Raw genomic sequence first — 25,543 nt, forward strand, 5'->3', positions numbered from 1 at the left:
CTCTCGGGCCACAGCTTCGAGCACGACCTGCAGGTGGCAGCCGATGCCGGCCTGCTGGGCAGCATCGACGCCAACCGCGGCAACCCGCAGAACGGCTGGGACACCGACCAGTTCCCGACCGACCTGTACGACACCGTCGGCGCGATGCTGGTGGTGCTGCGGCAGGGCGGGCTGGCACCGGGCGGCTTGAACTTCGATGCCAAGGTGCGCCGCGAATCGTCCGATCCGCAGGATCTGTTCCTGGCGCATATCGGCGGCATGGACGCGTTCGCACGCGGCCTGGAAGTGGCCAACGCGCTGCTGACGTCGTCGCCGCTGGAGCAGTGGCGCGCCGAGCGTTACGCCAGCTTCGACAGCGGTGCCGGTGCTGATTTTGCCAACGGCAGCAGCACGCTGGCGGACCTGGCCAGCTACGCGGCCGGCAACGCGCCCAAGCAGGTCAGCGGGCGCCAGGAAGCGTATGAGAACCTGATCAACCAGTATCTGACGCGTTGATGTCCCGTGGCCGGCGGCGCAGTGCGCGTCGCCGGCCGATGGCGGTCGCCCCGTGGCCGCGCCCTTGCATGTTTCCAGGTGAACCCATGTCCAGTGTCTCCATTGACGGCGCCCCCGATGCCGGCGAGAACACCCGTTTCATCATCCTGATCAGCTGTGTGGCCACGATTGGCGGCTTTCTGTTCGGCTTCGACAGTGGCGTGATCAACGGCACCGTCGACGGGCTCAAGCAGACCTTCAATTCCAGCGCCGCCGAGACCGGGTTCGAAGTCGCCTCGATGCTGCTGGGGTGCGCCATTGGCGCCTTCTTTGCCGGCCGCCTGGCCGACCGCTGGGGCCGCCGCGCGGTCCTGATCATTTCTGCGGCGCTGTTCCTGCTCTCGGCCATTGGCGCCGGTGCCTCGCACAGCTCCGGCTTCTTCATCTTCGCCCGCGTGATGGGCGGCTTTGCGGTGGGCGCGGCCAGCGTCATCTCGCCGGCCTACATCGCCGAGGTCGCCTCCGCGCGCTATCGCGGCCGGCTCGCCACGATGCAGCAGATCGCCATCATCAGCGGGCTGTTCTGCGCGTTCCTGAGCAACTACCTGCTGGCCAACGCCGCCGGTGCCTCCACCGAACCGTTATGGGCCGGGCAGGCGGCCTGGCGCTGGATGTTCTGGATGCAGGCGATTCCCTCCTTGCTGTTCCTGTTGCTGCTGCTGGTCATTCCGGAAAGCCCGCGCTACTTGGTGGTCAAGGGCCGCCGCGAGCAGGCGCTGGTGGTGTTGAAGCGCCTGTACGGCAACGCCGCCGCGCAGACCAAGCTGGGCGAAATCTCCGCCTCGATGTCGGCCGACCAGCACAAGCCCAAGTTCTCCGATCTGATCAGCAAGACCACCGGCAAGGTGCGCCCGATCGTCTGGATCGGCGTGGGCCTGGCGGTGTTCCAGCAGCTGGTCGGCATCAACGTGGTGTTCTACTACGGCGCCGTACTGTGGCAGGCGGTGGGCTTCTCCGAACAGGACGCGCTGCTGATCAACGTGCTCTCTGGCGGCCTGAGCATCGGCGCCTGCCTGGTCACAGTGATGCTGGTCGACAAGATCGGCCGCAAGCCACTGCTGTGGATCGGCTCGGCCGGCATGGCGGTGTCGCTGGCCCTGGTGACCTATGCCTTCGCCACCGCCTCGCTGGACCCCAACGGCAAGCTCGCCATGTCCGATGCCATGGGCATGCTGGCGCTGGTGGCCGCCAACGTCTACGTGGTGTTCTTCAACGCCTCATGGGGCCCGGTGATGTGGGTGATGCTGGGCGAGATGTTCCCCAACCAGATCCGCGGCTCGGGCCTGGCCATTGCCGGTGCCGCGCAATGGACGTCCAACTTCGCCATCACCGTCAGCTTCCCGATCCTGCTCGGCAGCATCGGCCTGGCCGGCGCCTACGGCATCTACACCGTCGCCGCCTTCATCTCGGTGTTCTTCGTGCTCAAGTACGTCTACGAGACCAAGGGCAAGGAGCTGGAGCAGATGGAGGGCTGATTCTGTCTGTTGTGCCGATATCGGCATGGAAAACGAAGAAGGCCGCGCAACGCGCGGCCTTCTTGTAGAAGCGTGTTCATCCGCCCGGCATGGTCACATCGCCGCTGGGGAGTGCATCATCCTTGTTGCAAGGCGCTTGTTGCCTGGGAGCAGCACGGATCCGCTGTCGATGTCACTCTCGCGATCTGTGCGCTTCGGCTATACGCGATGTGCTAATTGGCTTCACACTAGGCAAAATTCGTCGAAGAACCAGGGAGTGGTTGCATGGCAGTTGTTAGAGAGCTGGCGGAAGGGCTTCTCCTCAGTCTGGGCTATTGCGTCGTCTATCTACTTGTCTGGCATTTGTCTGTCGACCAGTGGTATCTGCCCGCTGGTTTGAGGGCGGCGTCTCTTCTATTCATGCCGTATCGTCGCTGGCCGTTCCTGCTAGCGGGAGATGCTGCCGCGATGCTTTGGTTGCGCATCCCCATGCTGGAGACAAGGGATTACGCGCCGATGTGGGCGTACATGAGCCCGTTCCTGCTTGCACCAGCAGTTGCGCTTGCAGTGTCTGCGATCCGTCGGCACACGCTGAACGTGATGACCCGCAACGCAATTCTTCCGTTGATGGCGCTCCTGGCGTTATGGAGCACGCTTTGCGGCATGGCGCTGAATGCCACGCTTGGCGGTCCCGTCGCCAGTTCTCCCATGGAGATTTTGTTGCGCACATGGCTGGGGTCCTATCTCGGCATCTTGATGTTTCTGTTGCCTGGTCTGCTATGGCATCGGCGTAAAGAAAGCGATCCGCCCAGCAACCTGGTGCGCGACAGTACCCTCGCGGGATTGGCGATGGCAGTTTTGTTCTGCACTGCCAATGTCGTTCCGGAGCCGCTGCTACGACAGGTCTTGATGGTGTCGCTGGTTGGGCCGGCGATCATTCTGACGCTCCGCTACGGTTGGCGCGGCGCAGCGGTTGGTGCATTGCTGGCAAATCTTATTGCCGCCTTGTCGCGCTCGAAATATGGGATTGCCGCTTACGACCCGGAACTATTTAGTGTCCAGCTGCTGATCGCTGTCATTGCGACGGGTCTATTTGTCCTCGGTTCGCAGTTGGCTTCTGTATACGCACAGGCTGGCAACCACGGCCAAGTACAGTTGGAAGCATTGCAATTCGCTCAGGCCGGTTATCTCGCGGCTGAGCGCACTCTGCGCAACCGAGTTGTGGACTACTCTGATATCAATGTTCACATCAACCGACTGCGCAAGGAGTGTGTCGCTCAGCTACGCGAACGTGGGCACCATGCTGCAGCAATGGAACTGACCAGAGCGGGAGTCATCGAGTCGCAGCTGCTGCACGAATACGTCGCCGGGCTGTATCCGCTTGAGATCGAAACTCATGGCGTGTATCAAGCCCTGCGTTCACCGGCATTGGCGCGTTTTTACGGCACGGAGATCCATCACGCGTTGCGTGGCAATTGCAGCAATCTTTCACTGGGCTTGCAACTGGCGGCCTATCGATGCGTGCTGAACGCGTTAGAGATGCTTCCGCAGGCGAAGCGGCATCTCATACAGGCCCGTGCATGGAAAGGTCGTAACGCACAGGGGGTGGTGATCAGAATCTTCGCTGATAGTTCTCTACTGGACGTGGTGCATCGTGATGCGCCCGAGGCAAGCAACGAATTGCGGACGCGACTGAAAGCGCATGGCGGTACTTTTCGTCGCCGCCATGCGTTGGTCCTCAGTTTCCTGGTTGCCGAACAGGCATCTGTCACTTCGTCCGTGTGACGATCCAGCGCTCTCCAGATGTGCTCGGAATCAGATACACGGTGAAATTGTCGGTCTGATATACCAACTGTGCTGTTGCCGGAACCACCAGGGTCGAGGCTGTGACGCGACTGACGTCCTTGCCCATTGGCAGTACCCAGAGAAGCTCGCCTGCACGGCCGACCGCACCGCGGACTACGCCACTTGCATCGTTGATCTGCAGATACAGCATTCCCTCGCGTTGAAACTCGTAGATCCGCCATGTCGGATCTACTGCCAGGTTAGTCGCACGCGGTGCCGACTCGCCTAGCCCTGTAGCAGCCAGCGAGGCAACCGTACCATCGCCTGGACAGCAGGCATTTGCCGATCCGATACCTGCCAGCATTGCGACGGCGAGGGCACCTAGAGTCTTTATTGCTAGCTTTGCCTTCACTTCCATGACTTCGCCTTTTTCCCTTAATCGGGAACTATCTAGCCTGCAATTCAGGCATGCCTACGGTACGTGTTTCTCTGTAGTTCCGTGAGGGGCTGAGTCCAATTTCATTGGATACGCGTCGCGCCAATGTGTTGACTCGGCGACATGCATGCGAATAGGCATGGCAGCAATATCACTTTAGGTGGTGCCGGTTTTCCGGCGCGTGCTTTCCGGTGTTGGTTATTGGTGTTTCTGCACGCTGTCTGGATCCGCCGTGCCAGCTCACGGTCCAGGGGCACGTCGATCCCCATACCGACAGGTGTGCATCCTGTGTGGGACTGGATCAGGCTCATCCACGGGCTCGGCCAGATGACTTGCCCGTCAGTGGGGAATGGTCGTTACCCGGTCTTTTTCATGGCGTCAATGAAAGCGTCGCGGGGAATTTGTCGAGTAATGTCACTGGGTTTTTTCGGGCTGAAATGTGTTGTCGAAGATATTTGAGTGATAAATCGACTTGTCATCCTTCCACTCCGGCCAAGCATTAATACGTGCTCAGCGCGGTTTGCGCATGCTCGAACCATCCAATTACCTGCCGACGATGAGGTTCGCCCCAGCGACGCAGGAATTGCTGGGTGTGGTGGTCGCCGAGATCGCGCAGGCTGGCGAGCCGTTGGGCGATGAAAGGCGCGGTCAGTGGCTGGGCGCAGTCGACTTCAATGCAGTGGCGCCAGGCGGTATAGCTGTCGGGGATGGCGGGGGGCATCGTGGTGCTCTTCGGTAAACGTGAACGTGAGGACGTTGGCGGGGCACGGCAGGCTTGATTTTGCGCAGTAAGTGTTACTTTATAACACTTTATCCATCACTAGTCTTGTCACGTCGTGTCGCTTTCCTTGCCGCAGAGTGTCATTTGCCTGGTCACCGTGCCGAACCTTCCGTGCTCCAGGTGCCGCGGTGGCCGCGTCGGTCCCTCGGGATTGGCCCGATGAGGCGGCGGCAGGTGCTGCGCACCGTCGGCGCAGCCTTGGTGCTGTCGCCGAGCCTGGTCCACGGACAATCGCTGCCGCGGCTGCGCAACTGCACCCTGCAGCGTCAGGAGGCGGGGCTGCGACTTCGACTCGCCTTGAGTACGCAGGTCGCCTACCGCAGTTTCAGCCTGTCCGACCCGGCGCGCTTGGTCATCGATCTGTCGGGCATTTCGGCGCAGCCACCGCAGATGGATCCATTGCCCGAGGGTCTCGCCGTCGCCGCCATCCGCAGCGGCCCCCATGGTGACGGGCTACGCGTGGTGCTCGACCTGTCGCAGCCGCTGACGGCCACGCCGCGGTGGGAAGGCAGTGCGTTGGTATTCGATCTTGCTGCCGCTTCCGGCACTGTCCCGTTGTCCGCAGCCGATCTGGCTATTGCGGCGGCTGCGTTCACACGCTCGCGCCTGCATCCGTACGTAATCGCCATCGACGCCGGCCATGGCGGCAAGGATCCGGGGGCGGTCAGCGCGGATGCCCGCTACGAGAAACATGTCGCCATGGCGGTGGCCGGGCGGCTGCACCAGCGCCTGGCGGCCGATCCGCGTTACCGGCCGAGCATGATCCGTAGCGACGACCGCTTCGTGCCGCTACACGAGCGTGTACTGCTCGCGCATCGGCACAACGCCGATCTGTTCGTGTCCATCCATGCCGATGCCGCGCCCAACAGCCAGGCGCGTGGCGCCTCGGTATTCGCCTTGTCCGAGAGCGGGGCCAGCTCGGCCCTGGCCCGCTGGATTGCCGACAGCGAAAACGCCGCCGACGACATGGGCGACAGCGCACGCCGCCTGCGCGTGCCCAGCAACCCGGTGCTGTCGCAGGTGCTGGCCGACCTGTCGCTGAGCGGCACCATCGCCAGCAGCCTGCAGTTCGGCAAGCTGATGCTCGGCCGCCTGCAGCAGGTGACGCGCCTGCACCAGGATCAGGTGGGGCAGGCCGGCTTTGCGGTGCTGAAGTCGCCGGATATTCCGTCGTTGCTGGTGGAAACCGGCTTCATGAGCAATCGCGACGATTGCAACAGGCTTTGCGGCGGTACCCATCAGGACGAGCTGGCGCAGACGCTGCATGCGGGCATCGACGATTACTTCCAGGCCTTCCCCGGTCGCGCTTGAGGCGCGATCGCCATCTTCCCTTTCTCAGAGCGATCAATGTCCGCCACGCTTCCCGATGTTGCCGTTACCGAACTGCCCACGTTGAGCGCACCGTTGCGCTGGGTGGGGATGCACGATATTGCCATCCCCGTGCGCCTGGACGAGGCCGAGCCCAGTGGCACCGTCGCCGCCCGCGCCAGCGTGCAGGTCGACCTGCCGCGCGCGGAGATCAAGGGCATCCATATGTCGCGGTTGTACCGCCTGCTGGATCGGCATCTGGAACAGCCGGTCTCGCCGGCGATGTTGTCGCAGTTGTTGCAGGCCTTGATCGACAGTCATGCCGACTGCGGCAGCCGCGCGGCGCGGGTGACGCTGTCGCTCGAGGTGATGCTGCGTACGCCGGCCTTGCTCAGCGAGGGCCTGGCCGGGTGGCGCGCCTACCCGGTACGCATCGACGCGCAATGCAGGGAAGGGCGCAGCCTGGTCAGCCTGCAGATCGACGTGCTGTATGCCTCGACCTGCCCGTGTTCGGCCGCGTTGTCGCGGCAGTTGTTGAGCGAGGCCTTCGTGCAGCAGCATGCAGGTCGCGCCATGCTGCAGGTGGACGACATTGCGCAGTGGCTACAGGTGCACGGTTCGTACGCCACGCCCCACAGTCAGCGCAGCGTGGCGCAGGTGCGTGTGGATCTGCTGGCCTGCCTGCAGCGGCTGGATATCCGCGCATTGATCGGCGTCTGCGAACAGGCATTGGCAACGCCGGTGCAGGCCGCGGTACGGCGTATCGACGAGCAGGCATTCGCCCGCTTGAATGGCGCCAACCTGATGTATGTGGAAGATGCCGCGCGGCGTCTGCGCATGGCGTTGGCCGAGCGCTACACGGCCTTCGACGTGGCGGTGCGTCACCTGGAAAGCCTGCATGCCCACGACGCCGTCGCCGAAACCGGCAGTCATGCCGATGCCGACGCGTTTGATCCCTTCGCCCAGTGAGGAGTTGCCATGCAGTGCAAACATCCGCCTCGATCTGCCGTCGCTGCGCGCAAGTGCCACGTTGATCGTACGCTGCGTCGATGCGGACGCGCGCTCGTGCAGGTCTATGTGTTGATCGGGCCTTACATGCTGTTTGTCGTGGGGTGATCGACAGGGCCAAGCCCGCGCGCCGCCGCCAGGTTGCACGATAGCCGCAGAGCTGAGGTGCGCAATCGGCGACAAGGCCAACCCCGCAGTGTCCGGCGCCGTAACCGGCCTCGGCCAATCGGCGCATCCGGGCACATCGGATCGATGGCGTTGGCATGGGTGGTGGGCTTGTCTGGCCTGGGAAGGGATCATCGCGCTTCACCGGGCCAGCGGCAGTCACCGCTGCCCAACAACGCAAAAGCCCCGCAATGCGGGGCCTTGGCGTGGTCTGCGGCAGGACGAACGTGGTGCTCCCTAGGGGACTCGAACCCCTGTTTTAGCCTTGAGAGGGCCACGTCCTAACCATTAGACGAAGGGAGCGTTTTGTCGCGTCTTGTGCAGCGCGCTAGTATAGTGAGGTAATAGCCGTTGGGCAATCCTGCAACACAAGACGGAAGCGCCATCATCGAACCCTCAGTTACATCCCCGTTCACGCTGCGCGTCATCCCGCGCGATCAGCACACCATTTCGCGCAAGGACATCAGCCCCAACGCGCTACGCGTGCTGTATCGCCTGCGCGAGTCCGGCTTTGGCGCCTACCTGGTCGGCGGCGCGGTCCGCGACCTGCTGGTCGGCGGCCACCCCAAGGATTTCGACGTCGCCACCAGTGCCACGCCGGAAGAGGTCAAGGCGCTGTTCCGCAATTGCCGATTGATCGGCCGCCGTTTTCGTCTGGCGCATGTGGTGTTCGGCCGCGAGATCATCGAAGTGGCCACGTTCCGCGCCAATATCGACGACGGCAGCGGCGACCGCGAACTGGATAACGGCCGGCTGGTGCGCGACAACGTCTACGGCAGCATCGAAGACGATGCGATCCGTCGCGACTTCACCTGCAACGCCCTGTACTACGCGATCGAAGATTTTTCGGTGCGCGACTACTGCGGCGGCTTCGAAGACGTGCAGGCAAAGCTGATGAAGTTGATCGGCGACCCGGAGCTGCGTTACCAGGAAGATCCGGTGCGCATGCTGCGTGCCGTGCGGCTGGCGGCCAAGTTGAACTTCGACATCGAAGCCGGCACCGCAGAACCGATCCCGCGTCTGGCCGGGCTGTTGTCCGAAGCCGCGCCGGCGCGGCTGTTCGAAGAGATTCTCAAGCTGTTCCTGTCCGGGCACGGCGTGGCGAGTTTCGAAGGCCTGGAGCGTTACGGTCTGCTTGGCGCGCTGTTCCCCGAAAGTGCGGCGGCGCTCAAATCCAACCGTAGCGGCGCCTTGCGCGCGATGGTGCTGGAAGGCTTGCGCAATACCGATGCGCGCGTGGCCAACGACGAGCCGGTGTCGCCGGCGTTCCTGTTTGCGTTGCTGTTGTGGCCGGCGTTCTGCCGCACATTGATGGCGCTGCAGGCGCAGGGCGTGCAGCCGGAAGATGCGCAGCGTCGCGCCGCCGACCGGGTCACCCTGCACCAGCTGGAGCGGGTGGCATTGCCGCGCCGCTTCTCGTTGCCGATGCAGGAAATCTGGCTGCTGCAGACGCGCTTCTCGTCGCGTCAACGCAAGCGTGTGTTCCGCACCCTGTCGCATCCGCGCTTCCGCGCCGCGTTCGACTTCTTGGTGCTGCGCCAGTTTGCCTCTGCCGATCACGCTGCCGATGTCGAGTTCTGGCGCGAGGCGCAGAAATCGTCCGGCCAGGAGCTGGTCGATGCGATCGACTCTGCGCAGGCCGATCACGACGGCGACGAGGGTGCGCCGCGCAAGCGTCGCCGCCGCCGCCGCCGCACCGGCGCTGCCGCAGGCGAGTAGGGCATGCACACCGCCTTTGTCGGCCTGGGTGCCAACCTGGGCCCGGCCGAGGCCAGCGTGCGCGCGGCCATCGCCGCGCTGGGCGAGGTGCCGCAGTCCACGTTGATTGCCGCCTCGCGCCTGTACCGCACACCGGCCTGGGGCCGCGAAGACCAGCCCGACTTCATCAATGCCGTGGCGCAGCTGCAGACCGGGCTTGCCCCGCTGGCGCTGCTGGATGCCTTGCTGGGCATCGAGCAGGCCTTCGGCCGGCAGCGTGAGGCCGGCGAGCGCTGGGGCCCGCGCACGCTGGACCTGGATCTGCTGCTGTACGCCGATCAGGTGATCGACCTGCCACGGTTGCAGGTGCCGCACCCGCATCTGCACGCGCGCGGCTTCGCCCTGCTGCCGCTGTTCGAGCTGGCGCCAGAGGCGATCATTCCAGGCCATGGAACAGTGCGACACGCGTTGCAGGCCATCGATGTCTGCGGGCTGGAGCCGATTGGGTAGATAATGGCCGGCTTATCACCCCACGTAATGACTTCATGAGCAGCCATACCGACAGCAAGCCCTGGACCGTGCCCGCCTTGGCGCAGGCCAAGCGCGAGGGTCGAAAACTGGTCATGTTGACCGCCTACGACGCCGGCTTCGCGCGGACTTTCGACGCCAATGGCGTGGACCTGATCCTGGTCGGCGATTCGCTGGGCATGGTGGTGCAGGGGCACGATTCCACCTTGCCGGTCACCACCGCCGACATGGTCTATCACACTGCCGCGGTGGCACGCGTGCTGGAGCGGGCCTTGCTGGTGGCCGATCTGTCGTTCCAGGCCGATGCCACGCCCGAGCGCGCGCTCGATGCGGCCACCTTGCTGCTGCAGGCCGGCGCGGAGATGGTCAAGATCGAAGGCGCCGGGCACAAGCTCGATGTCATCCGTTACCTGGTGGAGCGCGAGATCCCGGTGTGTTCGCACCTGGGACTGACCCCGCAATCGGTGCTGCGGTTTGGCGGCTACAAAGTGCAGGGCCGCGGCGAGGCAGGCGAGCAGTTGCGCCGCGATGCGCAGGCGGTGGTCGATGCCGGCGCCAGCATGATCGTGCTGGAATGCGTGCCCACGCCGATCGCCGCGCAGATCAGCGCCGACCTCAGCGTGCCCACCATCGGCATTGGTGCCGGCCCGGGCTGCGATGGCCAGGTGCTGGTGATGCACGACATGCTGGGCCTGGACAGCGGCCATCGCCGTCCCAAGTTCGTCAAGGATTTCCTGGCCGAAGGCGGTTCGGTGGCCGGCGCGGTGCGTGCCTATGCCCTGGCCGTACGCGATGGCAGCTTCCCCGATGCAGAGCACGCGTACGCCGCATGATCCAGACCATTACCGATCTTTCCGCCCTGCGCGCCCTGGTCACCGGCTGGAAGCGCGAGGGCTTGCGCGTGGCACTGGTGCCGACCATGGGCAACCTGCACGCCGGCCACTATTCGCTGGTGATGCTGGCGCGCCAGTACGCCGACCGCGTGGTGTCGAGCGTATTCGTCAACCCGACCCAGTTCGGCCCGAACGAAGACTTCGCGCGTTACCCGCGCACCCCTGAATCCGACCTGCGCGGGCTGGAAGACGCCGGTTGCGATGCGCTATGGCTGCCGGACGTGGACACCATGTATCCGCTCGGCACCGCGCTGGCCACGCCGATCCACGCGCCGGGCGTCAGCGACGTGCTGGAAGGCGTCTGCCGTCCAGGCCATTTCGACGGCGTCTGCACGGTGGTGGCGCGCCTGTTCAACCAGGTGCAGCCGGATGTGGCAGCGTTCGGCAAGAAGGATTACCAGCAGCTGGCGGTGATCCGGCAGATGGTGGCCGACCTGGCGTTTCCGATCGAGATCCTGGGCGGCAGCATCGTGCGCGAGGCCGATGGCCTGGCGATGAGCTCGCGCAATCAATATCTGTCGGCCGAGGATCGGCCGGTGTCGGCGCAGATCCGCAAGGTGCTGCTGCAGATGCGCGACAGCTACGCTGCCGGCACCCAGCGTGCGCAGGTCGAAGAGGCTGCCACCCAGGCGCTGGAACAGGCCGGTTTCCGCGTCGATTACGCGGTAGTGCGGCTGCCCGACCTGAGCGAGCCGGGCGACAGCCACACCGGCGCGCGCGTGGTCTTGATCGCCGCCCGCCTGGGCACCACGCGGCTGATCGACAACCTGGAATTCTGAGCGGTCCCAATGCTGCTGCATGCGCCGGATTGGGCCATGACCGGCGGCGCCTGCGCTTCGGCGCACCGGCGCGTTGTCCGACGCCGGCCTGAAGCCCTTACCTCCGGTTATAGGGCAGGCCGGTGCACACGAGCGCTTTCCGCTAAAATGCCGGCTTTCCTTTGCCGTTGCCCGTCATGCACCTGTCCCTGCTGAAAGCCAAGATCCACCGCGCCACCGTCACCCATTCCGAGCTCAATTACGAGGGCTCGATCGCCATCGACGGCCTGCTGCTGGAAGCCACCGGCATCCGTGAGTTCGAACAGGTGCATATCTGGGACGTCACCAACGGTGCGCGTTTCAGCACCTATGCCATCCGTGCCGAGGAAGGCAGCGGCATCATCTCGCTCAACGGCGGCGCCGCGCGTCACGTGCAGGTCGGTGATCTGATCATCGTTGCGGCGTTTGCCAGCATGAGCGAAGCCGAAGCCGAGACCTTCAAGCCCAATCTGGTATATGTGGACGGCAGCAACACGATCACCCACACCAACCACAGCATCCCCACGCAGGCCGCATGACACACACCAACGGATTCGACGCGCTTCACGCCCACGCCCAGCGCCTGCGCGGCGCTGCCATCCCCGCATTGCTTGCCGCCGAGCCGCAACGGCCGACGCAGTACGCCAGGCAGGTCGGTCCGTTGTATTTCAATTTCGCGCGGCAGAAGTACGATCGCGCCGCGCTCGATGCCTTGTTCGCGATTGCGCGCGAGCGTGACCTGACCGGCGCGTTCCAGCGCCTGTTCCGCGGCGAGCAGGTCAATGTCACCGAGCAGCGCGCTGCACTGCATACCGCGTTGCGCGGCGACCTGACCGATGCGCCGGTGGCCTCAGAAGCGTATGCAACCGCTGCGGAAGTACGCCAACGCATGGGCGCGCTGATCCAGCAACTGGAAGCCACCGACGTTACCGATATCGTCAGCGTCGGCATCGGCGGCTCGGACCTGGGGCCGCGGCTGGTGGCCGATGCCTTGCGTGCGCCGTCGGGTGCGCGGTTTCGCGTGCATTTCGTCTCCAACGTCGATGGCGCGGCGATGCAGCGCACGCTGGCCACGCTGGACCCGGCACGCACTGCCGGCATCCTGATTTCCAAGACCTTCGGCACCCAGGAAACCCTGCTCAACGGCAGCATCCTGCACGCCTGGCTGGGCGGCAGCGAGCGGCTGTACGCGGTGAGCGCGAACCCCGAGCGTGCCGCCAAGGCCTTCGACATCGCGCCGAGCCGAGTGCTGCCGATGTGGGACTGGGTTGGTGGCCGTTATTCGCTGTGGTCGGCGGTGGGTTTCCCGATCGCCCTGGCGATTGGTTTCGAACGTTTTGAACAATTGCTGGAAGGCGCCGCGCAGTTCGACGCGCATGCGCTCGACACACCGCTGGAAGAAAACGTCGCCGTGCTGCACGGCCTGACGGCGGTGTGGAACCGCAACCTGCTCGGCAGCGCCACGCATGCGGTGATGACCTACGACCAGCGCCTGGCCTTGTTGCCGGCGTATCTGCAGCAGCTGGTGATGGAGAGCCTGGGCAAGCGGGTCAAGCTCGACGGTTCTGCCGTGGACAGCGACACCGTGTCGGTGTGGTGGGGCGGTGCGGGCACCGATGTGCAGCACAGCTTCTTCCAGGCGTTGCACCAGGGCACCAGCGTGGTGCCGGCCGATTTCATCGGCACCGTGCACAACGACGATCCGTATGCGGAAAACCACGTCGCGCTGATGGCCAACGTGCTGGCGCAGACCGAAGCGCTGGCCAACGGCCAGGACAGCAGCGATCCGCACCGCAGCTATCCGGGCGGCCGCCCGAGCACGGTGATCCTGCTCGACGCGCTGACCCCGCAGGCGTTGGGCGCGCTGATCTCGATGTACGAGCACAGCGTCTACGTGCAGTCGGTGATGTGGGGCATCAATGCGTTCGACCAGTTCGGCGTGGAGCTGGGCAAGCAGCTGGCCAGCCAGTTGTTGCCGGCATTGAAGGGCGAGTCGGCCGACGTGGCCGACCCGGTGACGCGCGAGCTGCTGGCCAAACTGCGCGGTTGAGCGGCTCACAGCTGTGGCGTCAAGCGACGGGGCCTGCGGGCCCCGTTTCAGTTTGGAGCGGCTCACACTCGACTACGTTTGCTGCCAGGTGGGCGCAGCCGGGGCTCGATGCGACGCGTGCCACTCGTATGCTCCGGTCCGAGTGCGTCTTCCCTCAGCCACCTGATGACCGGCCGTGACGGTTTGGAGCAGCCAACAAAACTGTTGCACCACCGACAGGCGAGCGCGGCCGGTGCTCGGAATCGGTCTGCAATAACACTTGTCCATTCCGGTTCCTGCGCCGCCTGCACCTATCTGACGAACGCCCGTTACGTTTTGTTCGCTGCGCTTGCTTGCTTTTGGTTGGCTCCTCGCGGAATGAGGCCAGAATGGATAAATTTCCCAAAATAGACATTTTGGCGTAGCCTGGAGCTACTCACTTCGCAGGACCGCCCCATGTCCCGCCATCAAGACCTGCCCGAGCTCGAAAGAGCGCCGGCAGCCGATATCAAGATCAAGGGCTGGCCCAGCCTGATGCGCAAGGTGCGCGCCCACGGCGCGGTCGTCATCACCAATCACAATCACCCCGAAGCGGTGGTGGTGGATGCCGAGGAATACCGGCATCTGGTGCGGCAGGCCGGCGCGTCTGCCGATGCGACCACGCGCGCGCAGTCGCTGCAGGCCTTGCAGGCCAGATTCGACGCGCATCTTGCCGCGGTTGTCGATGGCGCAGTGTTGGCCCAGGTGATCGCCAAGCCCGCACGCCGTGGCCGCAAGGTCGCCTTGGGACCGTCGCTCTGATCGATGGGAAACATCCTGGTATTGGCGGGCGTCAACGGCGCCGGCAAGAGTTCGCTGCTGGGCACCCTGCTGCGGGAAGACGGTGCCAGCTGGTTCAACCCGGATGCGTTCACCAGAGCGCTGGTGGAGCAGGGCTGGACACTGGAAGATGCCAATGCGCAAGCCTGGCAGGAGGGCGTGCGACGGCTGCGCCAGGCGATGGCCGATGGCAGCGACTATGCCTTCGAAACCACGTTGGGCGCGAACACCATCCCGCGCTTGCTGCGCGAGGCCTGTGCGCAGCACACGGTGGCCATCTGGTTCTGCGGTCTGGCGACAGTGGAGCTGCACATCGAACGCGTTGCAGCGCGGGTAGCCGCGGGTGGCCATGCGATCGCCGAGCACAGGATCCGCGAGCGCTTCGATGCCTCGCGCGCCAATCTGATCGCCTTGCTGCCGCATCTGTCGGTGCTACACGTCTACGACAACAGCGCACCGGCCGATGCCACGGGGCAGGCTGCGCCGTTGCTGGTGCTGGAACTGGACCGCAGCGGCCTGCAGTATCCGCAAACGCCTGACGAATTGGCGCAGGTGCCCGGTTGGGCCAAGCCCATCGTGATGGCGGCACTGGAAACGCGTCGCGTGTTTTGAACTGTGCATCCGGGCTTGCCTGCGCGAGCCGCCGGCCTGATTCACACCGTGTTGGAAATAAAGTAGCTGGTAAACGACTTCACACCGGTCTGCTGCAGGCCGGCGTGCATCGCTTTCAATAAGACCACCAGCCAACTGTCTGGTGCGGTGTCCTCGCCGATTGCGGGACCGTTGGCGGCATGGATGCCGCCATCGAGCCCCCATGGACGGGTTAACGGCGTGTCCCGCGAGCGGTGAGGGCACCGCGCCCTCGACGCTGCGTGATGGCCGTACACCAACACGTTCTCATGCAAGCGCCCGTCGCGCAGGTGATACGACGGACGAAAGACGATGCGGCTCGCAGCGCCTTGCCAGCACTGCGAGCACACCATCTGCACCTACGCCTTGCTCAATTGCACCGCCACCGGGTCGCCGGTGAGGTAGCCCACCGCCGCGCCGAAGCGGTTCTTGTAGTTGGCGCGGATCAGTGGATCCAGCGTCGCCTTGACAGTGTCGTGCAGCGGGCTTTCCCAGTCACCGGGGTGCTGGAAATTGCTCATCACGTAGGTCCAGCCGTGGATCTGGTCGACCGCGTGCAGGCCGGTGGATTCGGCGCCGGCCGGCACCGACAGCACGCGGGTCAGCGCGCCACTGTCCACGTTGTAGGCCCACAGGAAGTTGTTGACGTGCAGGCTGCTGTCTTCGCCGATGAACAAGGTGCGCAGCGCTTCGGAGAACTTGAGATTGTCCGGGTTGGCAAGGCGCTCCGGGTCGGCGAGATTGCCCAGTGCATCGGCGGAAGCCAGGTCATGCCCGGTGAGCGCGGCCGGGGCCGCCATGTCGATCGGCACCCAGTCGCTGTGGATCGCCGCGCCGTGGCTGTCGCGCTGGCCGCCGCGCAGATTCAATGCATACACCGCGCCTGCATCCGGGCCTTCCACCTTCACGTCGCCCGAGCCGTTGCGCATGCTGGTGACGATGTAGGACATCGCCATGTAGGCGACCTTGTCGTGGGCGTTGACGGTGGTGCCTTCGAGCTTGGTAAAGCCCAGGCTGCCGCCGGCCAATGCCGCGTAGCGATGGGTTTCCAGATACGTGGCGGCCTTTTCCATGCCGGGCTTGATGCGGATCCAGTTGAAGGTACCGTTGAACGGGATCTTGGTGAAGCCGGCATCGCCGGGGTCGCTCAGATGCACATCGAGGATGTCGGCGGCGGTGAGGCGGTCGGCCATTGCCTGGATCTCGGCGCTGGTGGCATGCCCCAACTTGATCCAGCTCAGCGTGGCCGCGCCCGGGCCGACACCGGAGGTCTGGTGCCACTTGCCGACGTACAACGATCCGGACGACAGGTCCGCCTTGCGGTCGGCGATGAACATGAACAGCCCACCGTTGGTGGCGTCGTCGCCCATCAGCACGGTGCGCTGGTCGGGCATCACCTGCACTAGCTCGTGCGAGATGCGGCCCAGGCAATAGTGCTTGCGGACGCTCCCCGTTCCATCCGGGTGCACGGTGATTTCGGGCAGATGGCCGTAGTGATACGGATTGGCCTTGTCCGGGTCGCCGTACAGATGCGTGCTGTAGCTGCGGAACTGCGTGTTGCCGGCCAGTGCGGTGGCGTCGGGTTCGTACTCTTCGCTGGACAGGTGGGTATTCCAGGGCGACAGGCTGGCGCCGCAGGTGGTCCACAGCCCGTGCACCGGGGCGGTGTCGACGTTGTGGTACTTCACCAGCGACAGCTTGCCGGTGACCGGGTCCTGGTCCAGCGTCAGCACCGCGATCGGCGCGGGCAGATGGCGGTTGGTGTCGTTGCCGGCCTGGTCGCGGGTGGTGTATTCGAACTGCACCACCGCAAACACATGGTTGCCCTTGACCCCGGGCACCTTGGCATCGGGCAGGGTCAGCAGCGATGAGCCGTCCGGGCAGTCGGAAAAGAACGGGCGTTCGGCGCCGGGCTTGGAGCGGTCGATGATGGGGCGATGCTGGATGTCGTAATAGCCGCCGGCCAGCACGGTGCCGCCTTTGCCGTCGGGGACCTGGTCGCCGGTGACGAAGAACGGGTGGTAGGCCAGTGCATAGTGCTGGGTGCTTCCGTCGCTACGGGCCACGGTCAGCGCCGAGCCCACCGTGGTGGTGGCCATCGCGGCAGGGTCGGCCAGGCTGGGCGCGGGCATGCCATGGAAAGTGGCCGAGACCAGACGGGTGGGGTTTTCCGAAGGCCGCAGCGGGCGCGCCGCCAGCGCGGCGCTGCCCAGCTGCTGGAACGCGGCGGCGCTGGCGCTGCCGAGCGGCAACAGGGGGACGGCCGCCAGCAGTTGCATGAGGCGGCGACGGGAGGGGTCGGGGGAGGCGGACATCGAAACTCCAGGCAAAGGCAACGATCAACGATGGGCAACGGCGCATCGGCAAGCGGTCACGCTAGGCCCGGGATATGACAGTTGTTTGACGGCAGGCTCACCGGTTGGCGCCGGTTCGGACGCTGCAGCGAAAGCGGACGCGACCTGCCCCTGGCAGGGCATGGTGCCTGCGCACTGTGACCTCGGCCCGGTGGTGCGATGCAGCAAAGCGCTGGATCGCGCAAGACCAAGCGGCGCGCCGGATTTGGCGATTTTCCGTGGTTTGACAGGTGCTACCGGTATTCCAAGGCTATAGCCCGGCCCAATAAGTTGCCCGTCATTTGGCATACGGGCGAGCGTTGTTGACAGGGTAGCTGAATCACGTGAGCGTACGCCGCCTGAAGGCCTGCGGCGCATGCATCGCGGCAGGAGACACCCCTGGAGACCTGGATCTTGGACAAGCTGCTTCGCCATACCGCCGCGCCCGTCGCGCGTCGCGCCCTTTCTCTGGCTACCGCTGCGGCGGTGCTGATGCTGGCTGCCTGCCAAGGCAAGGACACCACCGCCGAGGCCGGCAAGACGACGCCGGCTGCCGCACCTGCCGAGGCATCGGCCAGCATCCATCCGGACCAGTGGCCGTCGCCGAAGTGGCCGTTCACGCAGGACGCGGCGCTGGAGCAGCGCATCACCGATGTGATGTCCAAGATGAGCGTGGAAGAGAAGGTCGCCCAGACCGTGCAGGGCGACATCGCCAGCATGACCCCGGACGATGTGCGCAAGTACCGCATCGGGTCGGTGCTGGCCGGCGGCAACTCCGATCCGGGCGGCAAGTACGACGCCAGCCCGGCCGAATGGCTGAAGCTGGCCGACGCCTTCTACGAAGCGTCGATGGACACCTCCAAGGGCGGCAACGCGATTCCGATCATCTTCGGCATCGATGCGGTGCACGGCCAGAGCAACATCGTCGGTGCCACGCTGTTCCCGCACAACATTGGCTTAGGGGCCACCCGCAACCCGGAGCTGATCAAGAAGATCGGCGAAGTCACCGCCGCCGAAACCCGCGTCACCGGCATGGAGTGGACCTTCGCACCCACCGTGGCGGTGCCGCAGGACGACCGCTGGGGCCGCAGCTACGAAGGTTATTCCGAGTCGCCGGACGTGGTGGCCAGCTTCGCCGGCAAGATGGTCGAAGGCGTGCAGGGCACTCCGGGCACGCCGCAGTTCCTAGACGGCAGCCACGTGATCTCGTCGGTGAAGCATTTCGTCGGCGACGGCGGCACCACCGACGGCAAGGACCAGGGCGATACCAAGGTGTCCGAGGCCACCATGCGCGACATCCACGCGGCCGGTTACCCGCCGGCGATTGCGGCCGGCGCGCAGACGGTGATGGCCTCGTTCAACAGCTTCAACGGCGAGAAGATGCACGGCAACAAGGTCATGCTGACCGACGTGCTGAAGGGCCGCATGAACTTCGGCGGCTTCGTGGTCGGCGACTGGAACGGCCACGGCCAGGTCAAGGGCTGCACCAACGACAACTGCCCGGCCTCGTTCATTGCCGGTGTCGACATGGCGATGGCCGCCGACAGCTGGAAGGGCATCTACGAAACCGAACTGGCCGCAGTGAAGTCCGGCCAGATCAGCACCGAGCGTCTGGACGATGCGGTGCGCCGCATCCTGCGGGTCAAGCTGCGCCTGGGCCTGTTCGAAGCCGGCAAGCCGTCCAAGCGCCCGCTCGGCGGCAAGTACGAGTTGCTGGGCGCGCCCGAGCACCGCGCCATCGCCCGTCAGGCGGTGCGCGAGTCGCTGGTGCTGCTGAAGAACCAGGCCGGCATCCTGCCGCTGGATCCCAAAAAGCGCGTGCTGGTGGTCGGCGACGGCGCCAACGACATGGGCAAGCAGTCCGGCGGCTGGACGCTGAACTGGCAGGGCACCGGCACCAAGCGCAGCGACTACCCCAACGGCAACACCATCTGGGAAGGCCTGGACAAGCAGATCAAGGCCGCCGGTGGCAAGGCCGAGCTGGCAGTCGATGGTGCGTACAAGACCAAGCCGGATGTGGCGGTGGTGGTGTTCGGCGAAAACCCGTACGCCGAGTTCCAGGGCGACATCGCCACCCTGCTGTACAAGCCGGGCGACGAGAGCGAGCTGGCGCTGATCAAGAAGCTCAAGGCCGAAGGCATCCCGGTGGTGGCGGTGTTCCTGAGCGGGCGTCCGCTGTGGATGAACCAGTACATCAACGTGGCCGATGCGTTCGTCGCCGCCTGGCTGCCCGGTTCGGAAGGCGAGGGCATTGCCGACGTGCTGCTGCGCAAGGCCGATGGCAGCGTGCAGAACGACTTCAAGGGCAAGCTCAGCTTCTCCTGGCCCAAGACCGCGGTGCAGTTCGCCAACAACGTGGGCCAGAAGGATTACGACCCGCAGTTCAAGTTCGGTTTCGGCCTGACCTACGCCGACAAGGGCGACCTGGCCGCACTGCCGGAAGAATCGGGCGTGTCCGGCGAGCAGTCGGTGGGCGGGGTGTACTTCGTGCGCGGCAAGCCGGCGCTCGGCATTGCGATGCAGCTGTCCAATGCGGGCCAGGCCAACATGCCGGCGACCACGCTGCCGGTGGGCCTGTCCGATGGCAGTCTGAAGATGACCGCAGTCGACCACAAGGCGCAGGAAGACGCACGTCGCCTGGTGTGGTCCGGCGCCAAGCCTGCCAGCGTGCTGCTGGTGTCCGGCAAGCCGGTGGATGTGTCGCGCGAGAGCAACGGCGATGTGCAGCTGCAGCTGAGCGTGCGCCGCGACAGCGCGGTGACCGCGCCGGTGTGGCTGGGCGTGGGCTGCGGCGACAAGTGCAGCGGCCGCGTCGATGCGCAGAAGACCCTGGCCGCGCTGCCGCAGGGCCAGTGGAAGGTGGTGGGCATTCCGCTCAAGTGCTTCGCGGTGGCCGGTGCCGACGTGACCAAGCTGACCCAGGTCGCCGGCATCGAAAGCGGCGCTGCGCTGGATCTGTCGGTGTCGAAGGTGGCGCTGGGCGCGCTCAACGAAGCCGAAGTGACGGTGGACTGCCCGGTCAAGTAATCCCCATGCCCGGGGGCACGCTTCCGGGCACGGTGCAGGTCAAGCGAAACACGTGCGTCGCCGCTTCCGGCGACGTGTCGAAGCGGCCACCGATCGCGGTGGTGCCATCAGCCGCCGCGGGGGCGGTGTTGTCGATCGGCCGGGATGGCCTGCAGACGCGGTTCGCCGCGCTGCCATTGCGCACCTGGTGCGCGGCGGCGGCCTTCTGCATCCCTGCCTGATCGTCGGCGCATACCCCAGAGCCAGACAGGAGAGTGCAGTGGGTTTGGCGACGTTGGATATCGTGATTGTGCTGGTCTATCTGACCGGCATCTTCGTGCTCGCGCAGTGGGTGTCGCGCGAGAAGGCAGGCCACAGCAAGAGCGCCGAGGATTACTTCCTGGCCAGCAAGTCGTTGCCGTGGTGGGCGATCGGCGCTTCGCTGATCGCCGCGAATATTTCGGCCGAACAGATCATCGGCATGGCCGGTTCCGGCTATGCGATCGGCCTGGCGATCGCCTCCTATGAGTGGATGGCGGCGCTGACGCTGCTGATCGTCGGCAAGTTCTTCCTGCCGATCTTCCTGCGCAACGGCATCTACACCATGCCGCAGTTCCTGGAACAGCGCTACGGCAAGTGGATCCGCACGCTGATGGCGGTGTTCTGGCTGCTGCTGTACGTGTTCGTGAACCTGACCTCGATCCTGTGGCTGGGGTCGATCGCGGTCAGCCAGGTCACCGGCATGGACCAGACCCTGGCGTTGGCGTTGATCGGCGTGTTCGCGCTGGTCTACCAGCTGTACGGCGGGCTGAAGGCGGTGGCGCTGACAGACATCGTGCAGGTCACGCTGCTGGTGCTGGGCGGCCTGCTGGTGGCCGGGCTGACGCTGGCGCGGATCGGCGATGGCGCCGGCGTGCTGGCGGGCTTCAAGCACCTGTGGAGCGCGCACCCCGAGCACTTCCACATGATACTGAGCAAGGACAACCCGTTCTACAAGGATCTGCCCGGCCTGAGCGTGCTGCTGGGCGGTCTGTGGGTGATGAACATCAGCTACTGGGGTTTCAACCAGTACATCATCCAGCGCGCGCTGGCGGCCAAGAACATCGGCGAGGCGCAGAAGGGCATGGTGTTCGCGGCCTTCCTGAAGCTGCTGATGCCGCTGGTGATCGTGGTGCCGGGCATTGCCGCAGTGGTGCTGGCGCCGGACCTGGCCAAGCCCGACCAGGCCTATCCGACCATGATGCAGCTGCTGCCGACCGGCATCCTGGGCCTGGTGTTTGCCGCGCTGGTGGCGGCGATCGTGGCCTCGCTGGCGTCCAAGATCAACTCGGTGGCGACCATCTTCACCCTGGATTTCTACGCCAAGTTCCGCCCGCAGACCGAACAGAAGCAGCTGGTGCGTGTGGGACGGATCGTGGCCGCGGCGTCGGTGCTGATCGGCATCCTCACCGCACGGCCGTTGCTGGGCAACTTCGATCAGGGCTTCCAGTTCATCCAGGAATTCACCGGCTTCTTTACGCCCGGCGTGGTGGTCATCTTCATGCTGGGCCTGTTCTGGAAACGCGCCAACGAAGCAGGCGCGCTGACCGCGGCGATCGGCTCGGTGGTGCTGTCGTTCGCGCTGAAGTTCGCCTGGCCGGAACTGCCGTTCATGGACCGCATCGGCGTGGTGTTCCTGGCCGCACTGGTGCTGGCGGTGGTGGTGTCGTTGATGACCGCACCCACCCAGGCACGCGACCTGATCCGTACCGACGATGTGGCCTACGGCACCACGCTGGGCTTCAAGATCGGCGCCGCTGGCGTGATCGCGATCCTGATCGTGCTGTACACGGTGTTCTGGTAAGCCAGGGAGTGTTCTGGAGTGGCCGACGCATCGTCTGCCCTCCGCTCCAGGCCTGAAACGCAACGCGGCGCGACACTTCGGTGTCGCGCCGCGTTGCGTTAGCGCATCCGTCGATGACCTGGCAAGCAGCGACAGTCACCTTGCTTGCATGGCGAGCGGCTGATTGGCGGCCGCGCGCGATGGTGCCGGCGAGCTGGTGACCGTGCTTATACCCGCGCCGCGGCCAGGCCTGCCGCAAGCAACAGGGCCGGCGCAGTGAATTGCGCGTGCCACGGCGTCTGCAGCCAGGTTTCCAGGGCGGCGGCCGGCATCGGTTTGGCGATCCAGTAGCCCTGGCCTTCGTCGCAGCCCCAGGCGCGCAACTGCGCATACGCTTCTGCCGATTCGATGCCTTCGGCCACCACGCGCTGGCCCAGGCTATGGCCGAGCTGGATCATCGCCGGTACCAGGGTGCGGTCGGTGCGGTTGTCCGGCAGCGAGCGGATGAAGGACTGGTCGATCTTCAGCGAGCTGGCTGGCAGCTGCTTGAGATAGCTGAAATTGCTGTAGCCGGTGCCGAAGTCGTCGATGGCGATATGCACGCCCAGCGCGGCCACATCGGCCAGCTGTTCGGCCAGGTGATCGGGATGGCGGATCATCGCGCTCTCGGTGAATTCGATTTCCAGCCGGCGCGGGTCGAGCTTGTGACGTTCCAGCCCGCGTCGCAACAGGCCGGCAAAACCGGGGCGGTCCAGATCGGCCGCCGACACGTTCAAGGCCAGGTTGAAGTCCAGGCCCTGTTGCTGCCAGCGCGCAGCCTGGGCGATGCCGTTGTCGATGACCCAGGCGGTAATGCGGTTGATCAGCGCGGTCTTTTCGGCCATCGGCACGAAGTCCGATGGCATTACCGGGCCGATCATCGGGTGCTGCCAGCGCAGCAGTGCTTCCACCGCCACACAGCGGTGATCGTTCAAGTCCACGCGCGGCTGGTAGTGCAGGCGTAGCTGGCTGGCGCTGTCCAGCGCGGCGGGCAGGGCGGCAAGCAGGCGAAAGGTATTGCGCTGCGCCACGTCGTGCTTGCGCTCGTACATGCTCCAGGCCAGGCCGCGCTCGCGGGCGATGTCCACGGCGGTGGTGAGCGAGCGGATGGTGTCGGCGGCGCCGTAGCTGGTCTGCAGCGACACCGCGCCGATCGATGCCACCGCGGTGTGCGGAATGCCCTGGTGATCCAGCGGCTCGGCAAACGCCTTGGACACCTTGTTGCACAGGCTGGACAGGCGCTGGGTTTCGGCCTGGGTAAGGAAGCCGAAGGTTGTCGGGTCCAGCCGATACAGCAGGGTGTTGGCGGGCAGGTACGCGGCCAGGCGACGTTGCGCCAAGGTCACGTACCCATCGGCGTAGTCCCAGCCCAGCGCCTTGACCATGTCGCGGAAATAGTCGCTGCCGCAGATGTCCACCGCCACTGCCGTGGTGGCCGGTGCGGTATCGCGCCGGGCCAGCCAGGTATCCAGGTCTTCGCCGAAGCGCGAGCGGTTGGGCAGGCCGGTCGTGCCATCGCGATACGTGGTGCTGCGCAGGTTCTCCACCCGCAGCACGGCCAGGTCGCGCAGGCCTTCCAGCTGCGTCATCGCCTCCGCATCCAGGCCCTCGCGCGGGCTGGTGCCGATCACGCACAGCGTGCCGATGCGGTGGCCGTCCTTCAGTTGCAATGGCGCCCCTGCATAGAAGCGGATGAACGGCGGGCCCAGCACCAACGGGTTGTCGGAAAAGCGCGGGTCCAGTTGCGCATCCGGTACCACCATCACCTCGTCCGAGCGGATTGCATGCGCGCAAAACGCCTGGTCGCGCGGGGTCTCCGCTGCCTCCAGTCCCACCCGCGCCTTGAACCACTGGCGGTGTTCGTCCACCAGCGACACCAGGGCGATCTCCGCGCCCAGGCTGCGCGCGGCCATCGCGGCGATGGTGTCGAACACCGGGTCCGGTGGCGAATCCAGCAGGCACAGGCCGCGTAGAACGGCCAGACGGGTGGCTTCGTCGGACATGGGGGGCGCTTTGAAGTCGGAGGCGGGCAGTGATTGCATGTGGCTCTATCGGCCTCGGCCGCATCCACTTGACGTGGCCGTGCTCGCTTATTCAGCTGCCAGCAGCGCAATGGCATGTTGCAGCGCGACGCGTAGGTCCCGCGCGGCGTCTACGCAGTGCAGGCGGCAGGTGCGGTTTTCGCGCTGCAACACCGCAGTGCGCAATGCCGAGCATCGCCGATGCACCGTGCCGTCAGGCTGAGCTCGCCGTGCCCCGTGCAGCGCAGGACGCTCGAATACACGGAAGTTAACGTTACCAGCGCGCTGCCGCGTGGTCTGCGCGCTCGGTCTGCATCCGGCAATTTTTCCTGTTCTGTGAACCAGCAGCAGATCGCGTGCGCCCGCCATCGCCACGGTGGGCGCACGTGGGCCGGGCATGCGAGTGCGTGCAGGTGCGCCCGCGCCACCCACTCTTTTGGAGCCGATCATGAAGATCTTCAATCGTCTGGCGCAGCGCGCAGTGCTGCTGATCGCCGGCCTGGCGCTGGCCTCGGCCGCGCATGCCGGCCTGTCCGTGTCCGGTACGCAGCTGCGAGAGACCAACGGCAACACGCTGGTCTTGCGTGGCATCAATCTGCCGCATGCCTGGTTTGCCGATCGTACCGACGCGGCGCTGGCACAGATCGCCGCCACCGGCGCCAACAGCGTGCGCGTGGTGCTCAGCACCGGTCACCGCTGGAACCGCACGCCCGAGGCGGAGGTGGCGCGCATCATCGCGCGCTGCAAGGCCCTGGGCCTGATCGCCGTGCTGGAAGTGCACGACACCACCGGCTACGGCGAAGACGGCGCCGCAGGCACCCTGGCAAATGCCGCCACCTACTGGACCAGCGTGCGCGGCGCGCTGGTGGGCCAGGAGGATTACGTCATCATCAATATCGGCAACGAACCGTTCGGTAATCAGTTGAGCGCCAGCGAGTGGGTCAACGGCCACGCCCGTGCGATCGCCACGCTGCGCAGTGCCGGCCTCACTCACGCGTTGATGGTGGACGCGCCCAACTGGGGTCAGGACTGGCAGTTCTACATGCGCGATAACGCTGCGGCGTTGCTGGCGCTCGACAGCCGCCGCAATCTGGTCTTCAGCGTGCACATGTACGAAGTGTTCGGCAACGACGCCGCGGTGGACAGCTATCTGCGCGCATTTCGCAGCAACGGGCTGGCCCTGGTGGTCGGGGAATTCGGCGCCGACCACCGCGGTGCCCAGGTCGACGAAGCGGCGATCATGCGCCGTGCGCGCGAGTACAACGTCGGCTACATGGGCTGGTCGTGGTCGGGCAACGACAGCAGTACCCAATCGCTGGATATCGTGCTGGGCTGGGACCCGACGCGTCTCAGCAGCTGGGGCCGCACGCTGATTCAAGGACCCGACGGCATCCGAGCCACCTCACGCAGGGCGAGCATCTTCGCGCCAAGGCGGCGCTAGGCCGGCCGCCCAGGCG

22 protein-coding genes, 1 tRNA gene and 1 pseudogene are annotated in these 25,543 nt (G+C 65.3%); 16 read left to right on the forward strand and 8 right to left on the reverse strand.

The features are described 5' to 3' along the window. From FHY18_RS20925 to FHY18_RS20935, 3 genes and pseudogenes are all read left to right on the forward strand, one after another. A pseudogene (locus tag FHY18_RS20925) lies at positions 1-495 on the forward strand (xylose isomerase); the annotation flags it as partial. Between the two features lie 86 nt (positions 496-581). Then, positions 582-2,009: a sugar porter family MFS transporter gene (locus FHY18_RS20930; RefSeq protein WP_259159706.1), complete on the forward strand. Its 1,428-nt coding sequence runs from the start codon at positions 582-584 to the stop codon at positions 2,007-2,009. A 264-nt stretch (positions 2,010-2,273) separates the two neighbouring features. Next, entirely contained in the window at positions 2,274-3,773 is a 1,500-nt protein-coding gene (locus FHY18_RS20935) for an MASE1 domain-containing protein (RefSeq protein WP_259159708.1), read from the forward strand. Here FHY18_RS20935 and FHY18_RS20940 read toward each other — a convergent pair. Next, positions 3,757-4,191, reverse strand: coding sequence for a hypothetical protein (locus FHY18_RS20940; RefSeq protein WP_259159710.1), 435 nt, complete (start codon positions 4,189-4,191; stop codon positions 3,757-3,759). The two genes, FHY18_RS20935 and FHY18_RS20940, sit on opposite strands and share 17 nt — an antisense overlap. A 517-nt stretch (positions 4,192-4,708) precedes the next feature. Further along, the gene (locus tag FHY18_RS20945) at positions 4,709-4,930 is read right to left on the reverse strand and encodes a hypothetical protein (protein WP_259159711.1); all 222 of its coding nucleotides are present in this window, start codon (positions 4,928-4,930) and stop codon (positions 4,709-4,711) included. Positions 4,931-5,149: 219 nt separating this feature from the next. Between FHY18_RS20945 and FHY18_RS20950 the strand changes: the two genes are divergently transcribed. Together FHY18_RS20950 and folE2 are read left to right on the forward strand one after the other, a co-directional pair. Then, positions 5,150-6,301 carry an N-acetylmuramoyl-L-alanine amidase gene (locus FHY18_RS20950; protein ID WP_259159712.1) on the forward strand — a complete coding sequence of 384 codons (1,152 nt, stop codon included), beginning with the start codon at positions 5,150-5,152 and terminating at the stop codon, positions 6,299-6,301. A gap of 36 nt (positions 6,302-6,337) precedes the next feature. Continuing rightward, entirely contained in the window at positions 6,338-7,267 is a 930-nt protein-coding gene (gene folE2, locus FHY18_RS20955; RefSeq protein ID WP_259159713.1) for a GTP cyclohydrolase FolE2, read from the forward strand. 432 nt (positions 7,268-7,699) lie between these two features. On the opposite strand, the gene FHY18_RS20960 is transcribed toward folE2, so the two are convergent. Beyond that, positions 7,700-7,774, reverse strand: a tRNA-Glu gene (locus FHY18_RS20960). 48 nt (positions 7,775-7,822) lie between these two features. Between FHY18_RS20960 and pcnB the strand changes: the two genes are divergently transcribed. The 8 genes from pcnB (at position 7,823) to FHY18_RS21000 (ending at position 14,847) form a co-directional block, all read left to right on the forward strand. Continuing rightward, complete coding sequence (gene pcnB / locus FHY18_RS20965) at positions 7,823-9,190, forward strand: polynucleotide adenylyltransferase PcnB (protein WP_259159714.1); 1,368 nt, start codon at positions 7,823-7,825, stop codon at positions 9,188-9,190. Positions 9,191-9,193: 3 nt separating this feature from the next. Next, positions 9,194-9,679: a 2-amino-4-hydroxy-6-hydroxymethyldihydropteridine diphosphokinase gene (gene folK, locus FHY18_RS20970; RefSeq protein ID WP_259159716.1), complete on the forward strand. Its 486-nt coding sequence runs from the start codon at positions 9,194-9,196 to the stop codon at positions 9,677-9,679. A 35-nt stretch (positions 9,680-9,714) separates the two neighbouring features. Continuing rightward, on the forward strand, positions 9,715-10,530 hold the full coding sequence (gene panB, locus FHY18_RS20975) for a 3-methyl-2-oxobutanoate hydroxymethyltransferase (RefSeq protein WP_259159720.1): 816 nt from the start codon (positions 9,715-9,717) through the stop codon (positions 10,528-10,530). Then, complete coding sequence (gene panC / locus FHY18_RS20980; RefSeq protein ID WP_259159722.1) at positions 10,527-11,369, forward strand: pantoate--beta-alanine ligase; 843 nt, start codon at positions 10,527-10,529, stop codon at positions 11,367-11,369. The genes panB and panC overlap by 4 nt, the downstream gene beginning before the upstream one ends. A gap of 176 nt (positions 11,370-11,545) precedes the next feature. Continuing rightward, positions 11,546-11,926 (forward strand): aspartate 1-decarboxylase, encoded by a 381-nt coding sequence (gene panD, locus FHY18_RS20985; protein WP_104582937.1) that lies wholly within the window; start codon positions 11,546-11,548, stop codon positions 11,924-11,926. Continuing rightward, positions 11,923-13,437 (forward strand): glucose-6-phosphate isomerase, encoded by a 1,515-nt coding sequence (pgi, locus tag FHY18_RS20990; protein WP_259159723.1) that lies wholly within the window; start codon positions 11,923-11,925, stop codon positions 13,435-13,437. The genes panD and pgi overlap by 4 nt, the downstream gene beginning before the upstream one ends. 435 nt (positions 13,438-13,872) lie before the next feature. After that, a complete protein-coding gene (locus tag FHY18_RS20995) occupies positions 13,873-14,217 on the forward strand; it encodes a type II toxin-antitoxin system prevent-host-death family antitoxin (RefSeq protein ID WP_259159724.1) in 345 nt (114 codons plus the stop codon). Between the two features lie 3 nt (positions 14,218-14,220). Continuing rightward, complete coding sequence (locus tag FHY18_RS21000; RefSeq protein WP_259159726.1) at positions 14,221-14,847, forward strand: AAA family ATPase; 627 nt, start codon at positions 14,221-14,223, stop codon at positions 14,845-14,847. Positions 14,848-14,888: 41 nt separating this feature from the next. Here the strand turns inward: FHY18_RS21000 and FHY18_RS21005 are convergent, their stop codons facing one another. Further along, positions 14,889-15,218, reverse strand: a complete 330-nt coding sequence (locus FHY18_RS21005; protein ID WP_259159919.1) for a hypothetical protein — start codon at positions 15,216-15,218, stop codon at positions 14,889-14,891. A gap of 6 nt (positions 15,219-15,224) precedes the next feature. Further along, positions 15,225-17,180: a PhoX family protein gene (locus FHY18_RS21010; protein ID WP_259159727.1), complete on the reverse strand. Its 1,956-nt coding sequence runs from the start codon at positions 17,178-17,180 to the stop codon at positions 15,225-15,227. A 432-nt stretch (positions 17,181-17,612) separates the two neighbouring features. Between FHY18_RS21010 and FHY18_RS21015 the strand changes: the two genes are divergently transcribed. After that, entirely contained in the window at positions 17,613-20,225 is a 2,613-nt protein-coding gene (locus FHY18_RS21015) for an exo 1,3/1,4-beta-D-glucan glucohydrolase (protein WP_259159728.1), read from the forward strand. On the opposite strand, the gene FHY18_RS21020 is transcribed toward FHY18_RS21015, so the two are convergent. After that, positions 20,218-20,436 (reverse strand): hypothetical protein, encoded by a 219-nt coding sequence (locus FHY18_RS21020; RefSeq protein WP_259159729.1) that lies wholly within the window; start codon positions 20,434-20,436, stop codon positions 20,218-20,220. The genes FHY18_RS21015 and FHY18_RS21020 overlap by 8 nt on opposite strands. 48 nt (positions 20,437-20,484) lie before the next feature. Here FHY18_RS21020 and FHY18_RS21025 point away from each other — a divergent pair, with 48 nt between their 5' ends. Beyond that, positions 20,485-22,047: a sodium/sugar symporter gene (locus FHY18_RS21025; RefSeq protein WP_259159731.1), complete on the forward strand. Its 1,563-nt coding sequence runs from the start codon at positions 20,485-20,487 to the stop codon at positions 22,045-22,047. Between the two features lie 206 nt (positions 22,048-22,253). Here FHY18_RS21025 and FHY18_RS21030 read toward each other — a convergent pair whose 3' ends face one another. Together FHY18_RS21030 and FHY18_RS21035 are read right to left on the reverse strand one after the other, a co-directional pair. Beyond that, on the reverse strand, positions 22,254-24,068 hold the full coding sequence (locus tag FHY18_RS21030) for an EAL domain-containing protein (RefSeq protein ID WP_259159733.1): 1,815 nt from the start codon (positions 24,066-24,068) through the stop codon (positions 22,254-22,256). Positions 24,069-24,155: 87 nt separating this feature from the next. Further along, on the reverse strand, positions 24,156-24,536 hold the full coding sequence (locus FHY18_RS21035) for a hypothetical protein (protein WP_259159735.1): 381 nt from the start codon (positions 24,534-24,536) through the stop codon (positions 24,156-24,158). Here FHY18_RS21035 and FHY18_RS21040 point away from each other — a divergent pair. Next, complete coding sequence (locus FHY18_RS21040) at positions 24,535-25,527, forward strand: glycoside hydrolase family 5 protein (protein WP_259159737.1); 993 nt, start codon at positions 24,535-24,537, stop codon at positions 25,525-25,527. The genes FHY18_RS21035 and FHY18_RS21040 overlap by 2 nt on opposite strands. The last annotated feature ends 16 nt before the right edge of the window (positions 25,528-25,543 follow it).

Origin of the sequence: Xanthomonas sp. 3793 (assembly GCF_024806835.1) — a bacterium.
Taxonomy (GTDB): Bacteria; Pseudomonadota; Gammaproteobacteria; order Xanthomonadales; family Xanthomonadaceae; genus Xanthomonas; species Xanthomonas arboricola_F.

Coding starts and splice junctions, on each gene's coding strand:
- pgi (WP_259159723.1), top strand. CDS start 11,923: ATGACACACACCAACGGATTCGACGCGCTTCACGCCCACGCCCAGCGC.
- FHY18_RS20950 (WP_259159712.1), top strand. CDS start 5,150: ATGAGGCGGCGGCAGGTGCTGCGCACCGTCGGCGCAGCCTTGGTGCTG.
- panB (WP_259159720.1), top strand. CDS start 9,715: ATGAGCAGCCATACCGACAGCAAGCCCTGGACCGTGCCCGCCTTGGCG.
- FHY18_RS21030 (WP_259159733.1), bottom strand. CDS start 24,068: ATGTCCGACGAAGCCACCCGTCTGGCCGTTCTACGCGGCCTGTGCCTG.
- FHY18_RS21000 (WP_259159726.1), top strand. CDS start 14,221: ATGGGAAACATCCTGGTATTGGCGGGCGTCAACGGCGCCGGCAAGAGT.
- FHY18_RS21005 (WP_259159919.1), bottom strand. CDS start 15,218: ATGGTGTGCTCGCAGTGCTGGCAAGGCGCTGCGAGCCGCATCGTCTTT.
- FHY18_RS20945 (WP_259159711.1), bottom strand. CDS start 4,930: ATGCCCCCCGCCATCCCCGACAGCTATACCGCCTGGCGCCACTGCATT.
- FHY18_RS21010 (WP_259159727.1), bottom strand. CDS start 17,180: ATGTCCGCCTCCCCCGACCCCTCCCGTCGCCGCCTCATGCAACTGCTG.
- FHY18_RS21035 (WP_259159735.1), bottom strand. CDS start 24,536: ATGATCGGCTCCAAAAGAGTGGGTGGCGCGGGCGCACCTGCACGCACT.
- FHY18_RS20930 (WP_259159706.1), top strand. CDS start 582: ATGTCCAGTGTCTCCATTGACGGCGCCCCCGATGCCGGCGAGAACACC.
- FHY18_RS20995 (WP_259159724.1), top strand. CDS start 13,873: ATGTCCCGCCATCAAGACCTGCCCGAGCTCGAAAGAGCGCCGGCAGCC.
- folE2 (WP_259159713.1), top strand. CDS start 6,338: ATGTCCGCCACGCTTCCCGATGTTGCCGTTACCGAACTGCCCACGTTG.
- folK (WP_259159716.1), top strand. CDS start 9,194: ATGCACACCGCCTTTGTCGGCCTGGGTGCCAACCTGGGCCCGGCCGAG.
- FHY18_RS21040 (WP_259159737.1), top strand. CDS start 24,535: ATGAAGATCTTCAATCGTCTGGCGCAGCGCGCAGTGCTGCTGATCGCC.
- panC (WP_259159722.1), top strand. CDS start 10,527: ATGATCCAGACCATTACCGATCTTTCCGCCCTGCGCGCCCTGGTCACC.
- panD (WP_104582937.1), top strand. CDS start 11,546: ATGCACCTGTCCCTGCTGAAAGCCAAGATCCACCGCGCCACCGTCACC.
- FHY18_RS20940 (WP_259159710.1), bottom strand. CDS start 4,191: ATGGAAGTGAAGGCAAAGCTAGCAATAAAGACTCTAGGTGCCCTCGCC.
- FHY18_RS21020 (WP_259159729.1), bottom strand. CDS start 20,436: ATGCAGAAGGCCGCCGCCGCGCACCAGGTGCGCAATGGCAGCGCGGCG.
- FHY18_RS20935 (WP_259159708.1), top strand. CDS start 2,274: ATGGCAGTTGTTAGAGAGCTGGCGGAAGGGCTTCTCCTCAGTCTGGGC.